This is a genomic window from Bacillus sp. S4, assembly GCF_040838205.1.
Classification (GTDB): domain Bacteria; phylum Bacillota; class Bacilli; order Bacillales; family Bacillaceae_G; genus Bacillus_A; species Bacillus_A cereus_U.
The window spans coordinates 1-3,286 of the sequence record NZ_JBFPJI010000343.1 but is presented as its reverse complement, the minus strand read 5'-3'; the positions used below and the strand labels follow the sequence as shown (position 1 = coordinate 3,286).

Sequence of the window (3,286 nt, the reverse complement as noted above, 5' to 3'; positions counted from 1 at the left end):
GTTAAAGAAAATTCGAGTGGAACATTTTTATATTTCTCATCATCTACTGGATGAACTTCACCTTCATATTTTTGACCAGTTTTTTCATCTTTTATGAAATATTTTATCTCTGAAAGATCAATAGTTTGTCCATCGGCTCGAACATTATTAATCATAACACGAGTTGTAAGACGCCACTCTTTGTCTATTTTTTCAAATTTTGCATTTTCAACTGTTGCTCTATAGTATCCGTTTTTAAATATTTCCCCATAGTGCATTGCATTCTTTTCGAGAGAGCTCTTTTCTTGTTTTGGTGTAGCACTGCTATTACATCCTGCCATTATTCCTGTAAATATTAATGCTGTACAAGTTACTTTAATTAAAGATTTCATAGTAATTCCTTTCTGTATTAAAAAGTAAAACATAGGAATAATTTTACAACAATAAGGAGATAAATAGAAGTATTTTAGTAGGATATGCAAATATACATTTATTCGGTGTTGAAGTTAATGAAATAGAAAGAGAGAGAAAACCTGCATAAAGCTGAAAAAATAAGAATTGAAAATATTGTAAAACGGAAGGGACATGCATATAATTAACATAAATATTAAATTTCTGAATTTTCAATAACGGTGGTGAGAACATGTTTACTGAAGAGCGTCGAGAGAACATTTTAGAATTGCTTAAGAAAGATGGAAGAGTAGTCGCAAAAGATCTTGCTGAAATATTTGATATGTCTATTGATTCTATAAGAAGAGATCTATCTATTATGGAGAAAGAGGGTTTATTAAAAAGGACGCACGGAGGTGCAATTGAACTTGCAAGAGTGAGGAACTTAGCCGCAGAGCCATCTAAACATTATAGTAATGGCTCTAAATATGAGGATGCAATTGCAAAAATCGCAGCTTCTTATATACAAGAAGGAGATTCCGTTTTTATTGGTGGGGCTTCAATTCATTGTGCCATGTTAAAATTTTTACCCGAAACATCATTTACAGTTATTACGAATTCTATAGAGATAGCTAGTTCGTTACGAGAATATAAAAGCATAGAAGTGTATTTAATTGGTGGTAAGGTAAAACCTTCAGGAAATATTACTGATACACTTGCCTCGGAATTGATTAGTAGTTTTACTATTGATCTTTATTTTTCTACAGGTGGTGGAGTTTCATTACATGGTATAAGTACTGCAACACCGGAAGTTGCTCATTTTGGAAAAACAGTAAGCAAAATCGCTCGAAGAAATATTTGTTTAGCTCCTCATAATAAACTCGGAATAGACTGCTTTATAAAAGGAGAGTCACTTAAAGAAATTGACCTTATAATAACAGATGAAGGGGCTAGTAAAGAAACTATTCAAGAATTTGAGAAACAAGGTAAACAAATTGTAATAGCGCCAATAGACTGCATTTAAAAGGAGTTTGAAATGATTATAAAAGGACAAGAGTTTCATATAAATGGATTAACTTATACAATTCGTTCTGCAGCTGAGACAGATGCAGAGCAGTTATCGAAAATACGAGTTCAGATCGATGGAGAAACTGAAAATATGGATAGAGAAGTTGGAGAGGGATTTATAGATACGAAGGGATTCCAGGAAATAATAAAAACGGATAGTAAAAAAACAAGAAATCTCTTTTTAGTTGCGGAAGTTCATAACCGTGTCGTTGGATTTTCGAGATGTGAAGGATCTGATTTAACGAGATTATCTCATAAAGTAGAATTCGGAGTTTGTATTTTAAAAGAGTTTTGGGGATATGGAATGGGTAAGTGCCTATTACAACAATCTATTAATTGGGCTGATGAAAATGCAGTGAAAAAGATAGCATTACAAGTGCTAGAGACAAATAAGAAAGCCATTCAGCTTTATAAAAATTTAGGTTTTGGGGTAGAAGGTATTCTAAAAAATGATAAAAAACTGTCGGATGGTAAGTATTATAATACGGTAGTAATGGGAAGGTTTACTGATACTTTTCATAAAAGAGGTGAAGAAGTATGTTTTACAGAAGGAAGTACTATGTAGTAAAAAATGAATTCATAGAAATATTTAATGATCATTTCAATGATACTAATTTACCTAATCAATTAAAATATGGTTCTCGTTTAATAGGACGCTGGATGAAAGATAATAATGATGGTACGACTGAAGTATTTGCAATATGGGAATATGATAGTTATGAAGAATATGTAGAAATTGAAACGGAAATTAGAAATGATAAAATGCATGTTAAAAGAATACATGATTGGTATGATAAACATGGCGGGAAAGAATATGTTTTACGAGAGTACATAATAGAGATGAAAAATGAAGAGTTACTATGTACTGTAAAATGATAGGGAGTGAAGCCTAATGGGGATTAGAACGAAATTATATATTAGCTTAGCAGCCACTATTTTATTCGCAATAGCGATAATAGTTTTCTTTATAAATAACAATCCGCAAAAGTGGTTTTGGTTATGTATTTTCTTTGGATCCATTATACAAAATATAGTGCTACTAAAAAAGAATAAAGAAGTGCATTAAGATATTCAAATTTTCAACATATTTGTGTCGCCTTTCTAATTGTGTTGAAAACGCTATTTTTCCTGTTCGATTGAGTTTTCACATCGGTATATGCTCGGTATGTTAATTTCAATTGCTCATGTGATTGAAAGTGAATGTAGTATTCAAATACATCAAAACGAACTACATTTAATTCACCGCTTTTTAGATGTAATTGATAGTGATCGACAAGTTGTTATTTGTAATCAATGTTCAAAATATAAATGGACGGGAAATATGCGGAACATAAATGTCATTTTATTACAGAAGGTGATGGGAAATCAAAAACAAATTGAGTTACAAAATGGAAATAAAGAAAAACATACGCTGAATTTTCACGGAAAACTACAGTGTTATAGCATGATTGAAGCGCTAGAAAAGACGAACGGAAATGTTTCATTAGCTGCAAAACTATTAGATGTGCCACGCAGTACGTTTTATAAACGTATGCAAAAATTTAGGCTATAAAAGTAGATTTTTGTAATCTACTTTTTCTTTATGGGCTCACGTTCTGTCGGAATGTGCGCTTGCCAGGGAAATAATAGAATAATTAGAAAGAAGATTTCCTGAAGGGGGTTAGCATGTGAAGTATATTGAAATTGGAATCGGGAATAGGTGGTTCATTCGAACGGAAACTGAAAATAAAGATGGAACTGAATTCGAGGAACGAGGAATTATTAAACCAATTTATTTTGAGTCTTTATATGTACGGATTTGGTTTCGGAAAACGTGTTTTATTTTTGATACGAAAGAGGGCTTTAAGAA

6 protein-coding genes and 1 pseudogene are annotated in these 3,286 nt (G+C 31.9%); 6 read left to right on the top strand and 1 reads right to left on the bottom strand.

The window, feature by feature from the left end; all coding sequences use genetic code 11:
• A partial coding sequence (locus tag AB3X48_RS19730; RefSeq protein ID WP_367959836.1) for a hypothetical protein occupies nt 1-371 on the bottom strand: 371 nt, incomplete at its 3' end.
• Nucleotides 372-622: 251 nt separating this feature from the next.
• On the opposite strand from AB3X48_RS19730, the gene AB3X48_RS19725 reads away from it, so the two are divergent.
• The 6 genes and pseudogenes from AB3X48_RS19725 to AB3X48_RS19700 form a co-directional block, all read left to right on the top strand.
• Nucleotides 623-1,393, top strand: a complete 771-nt coding sequence (locus AB3X48_RS19725; protein ID WP_199714883.1) for a DeoR/GlpR family DNA-binding transcription regulator — start codon at nt 623-625, stop codon at nt 1,391-1,393.
• Between the two features lie 12 nt (nt 1,394-1,405).
• Nucleotides 1,406-2,002, top strand: coding sequence for a GNAT family N-acetyltransferase (locus tag AB3X48_RS19720; RefSeq protein ID WP_246907959.1), 597 nt, complete (start codon nt 1,406-1,408; stop codon nt 2,000-2,002).
• Nucleotides 1,975-2,313, top strand: a complete 339-nt coding sequence (locus tag AB3X48_RS19715) for an NIPSNAP family protein (RefSeq protein WP_131230249.1) — start codon at nt 1,975-1,977, stop codon at nt 2,311-2,313. Before AB3X48_RS19720 ends, AB3X48_RS19715 begins: the two co-directional genes overlap by 28 nt.
• 16 nt (nt 2,314-2,329) lie before the next feature.
• A complete protein-coding gene (locus AB3X48_RS19710; RefSeq protein ID WP_199714881.1) occupies nt 2,330-2,503 on the top strand; it encodes a hypothetical protein in 174 nt (57 codons plus the stop codon).
• Nucleotides 2,504-2,719: 216 nt separating this feature from the next.
• Nucleotides 2,720-2,989 (top strand): annotated as a pseudogene (locus tag AB3X48_RS19705) (helix-turn-helix domain-containing protein); the annotation flags it as partial.
• Between the two features lie 115 nt (nt 2,990-3,104).
• Nucleotides 3,105-3,286, top strand: a 182-nt coding sequence (locus AB3X48_RS19700) for a DUF3977 family protein (RefSeq protein WP_367959835.1), incomplete at its 3' end; no start/stop codon positions are given.

Excerpts from the sequence above, each read along its gene's own strand:
- AB3X48_RS19715 (WP_131230249.1), top strand. The coding sequence starts at position 1,975 with ATGTTTTACAGAAGGAAGTACTATGTAGTAAAAAATGAATTCATAGAA.
- AB3X48_RS19725 (WP_199714883.1), top strand. The coding sequence starts at position 623 with ATGTTTACTGAAGAGCGTCGAGAGAACATTTTAGAATTGCTTAAGAAA.
- AB3X48_RS19720 (WP_246907959.1), top strand. The coding sequence starts at position 1,406 with ATGATTATAAAAGGACAAGAGTTTCATATAAATGGATTAACTTATACA.
- AB3X48_RS19710 (WP_199714881.1), top strand. The coding sequence starts at position 2,330 with ATGGGGATTAGAACGAAATTATATATTAGCTTAGCAGCCACTATTTTA.